This window comes from Streptomyces sp. NPDC051020, assembly GCF_040683105.1.
Lineage (GTDB): Bacteria > Actinomycetota > Actinomycetes > Streptomycetales > Streptomycetaceae > Streptomyces.
Genome location: NZ_JBFBCG010000218.1, coordinates 1 through 1827, shown reverse-complemented (window position 1 = coordinate 1827; position 1827 = coordinate 1). Strand labels below are relative to the sequence as shown.

Genomic DNA, 1827 nt, shown 5'->3' with positions numbered 1-1827 from the left:
AGCTTGTTCTTTAACCTCTGCGATCTTGGTGTTCGGTCATGGCGAGGTCGCGTTTGACGGTCTTTCCGACGTTGTGGCGGGGTGCGGGTGTGCGGTTCTTGGAGCCGGGCGGTCGTCCTGGGCCGGGCTTGCCGGGTTTCGGTGCTCTGGCGGGAAGTGCGGTGATCGGGCGGATGTTCCTGAACCCGCGGCGGACCCGTGCCGGTGTGAGCCGGCCCGGGGTCGCGGGCTTTTCCCAGGGCCGGCGGAGGTCCTCGGCGAGGGGGCGAGCGAGGCGGAGTTGGGTGTGGGCGGCGATGACGATCCAGGTCCAGCGGTCGGCGGCCTCGGGTGCGCGGAGCCTGGGGCGGGTCCAGCCGAGGGTCTGCTTGAACAGCCGGAAGGTGTGTTCAAGATCGAATCTTCGGAGGTAGGACTGCCACCAGCGGTCGATGTCGGTGGCGGTGGCGCCGGTGGCCGAGGACCACAGCCACACCGGCTTGGGATCGCGGTCGCCAGGCAGGTGGTCGACTTCCAGGCGAATCAACGTGCCCTCGATGACGGGGAGTTCGCCGTCATGGTCGAGCCAGCAGGTCCGATGCGTGAGCCGGGGATGCAGTCGGTCCCAGCTGTCGGCGGTGGCGGTGCCGTAGCGAGTGGTGGCGGTCGTGGTGGTGTGCTGCGGCTCGGGCCAGGTGGCGGGCTTGTTAAGGGCGAACTCGGGTCCGTGCTTGGGCGGGCGTCCGTTGGTGCCGGGGAGTCTGGGTGGTTTCGGGCGTCGCAGGACCCGGTCTGAGCGGATGCGTCCCAGGAGTTCGACGGGCAGGTCGGCGAGCACGAACGCCAGGCGGGTGACGTCGTAGCCGGCGTCCATGACCACCAGGACGTCCGGGTCGCCCTCGGCCCAGTGTCCGGCCGCGATCAGCCGCTCGACGACGGACCGCAGCTGGTCGGCGGTCACGGCGGTGGCGTCGTCCTCGGGTCCGAGGCGGACGGTGTCCAGGATCCCGGTCCAGGAGGTGCGGCCGCTCTCCAACGCGACGATGAAGGAGTAGGGCCAGCCGGGGATGACCTGCGCGGCGTTCTTCGCGCGTCCGTGGACGTGGCAGAACAGCCTTTCCGGGCTGGTCGCCGCGTCTGATCGCAGCCAGGAGCTGACGTCCACGGCCAGGACGATCCGCCCGTCGGCGGTGCGGGGAAGCGGCAGGCGGGCCAGCGTCGACCGCAGCTGGTTCGCCTCGATCCGGCCGCCGTTCAACGCGTCATAGAGGGCGCCGTGGCCGCGCCGGTGCTCCGGTGCAAGGGCCAGGTCGACCAGGGCCTTGACCGGCCCGTCCGTGCAGAGCAGCGCGTCGGTCAGCTCGAACAGCGCGTCCGCGCGGGCGGTCAGGCAGTCGTAGAAGCCGTTCCGGAACCGGGACAGCACGGACAGGGACTCGACGCGGACAGCGTCTTCCAGCAAAATCGTCCTCACGGCCTTGGTTGGTGATCATGGGTGCTTCGCAACGCACATGATCACGCCAAGGCCGTACCACTGTCCGGCGAATGCCGGAACTTCATCGCCGGCAGGCCATGACCGCCTTGTAGAGCAACCTGGCTCAGACGGGTGCCATATGCAACTCGCCGATGACCTCAAGGCCCACTCGCGCTGCCAGCCAGGCAGCCCGTTGGGCTTCGACCTGTTTTACGTGGACGTACACCGTGTGGTCCGTCGCGGGCTCCTCAAGATAGAGGTCGCGGGCGTTCACACTTACCGTCACGTAGGCGCCTCTGGTGCCGCCGCAACCGAGGCCGACCTCAGGAGCCTCTGGCCAACCGCTGAAATCCCAGCGCACCATGGCCGGGACG

At 68.9% G+C, this 1827-nt stretch carries 1 protein-coding gene and 1 pseudogene; both read right to left on the bottom strand.

What is annotated here, in order from left to right; translation table 11 throughout:
* Positions 1 to 10: 10 nt before the first annotated feature.
* The gene (locus AB0N06_RS38785) at positions 11 to 1441 is read right to left on the bottom strand and encodes an NF041680 family putative transposase (RefSeq protein ID WP_366139357.1); all 1431 of its coding nucleotides are present in this window, start codon (positions 1439 to 1441) and stop codon (positions 11 to 13) included.
* Between the two features lie 136 nt (positions 1442 to 1577).
* Positions 1578 to 1827 (bottom strand): annotated as a pseudogene (locus tag AB0N06_RS38780) (hypothetical protein); the annotation flags it as partial.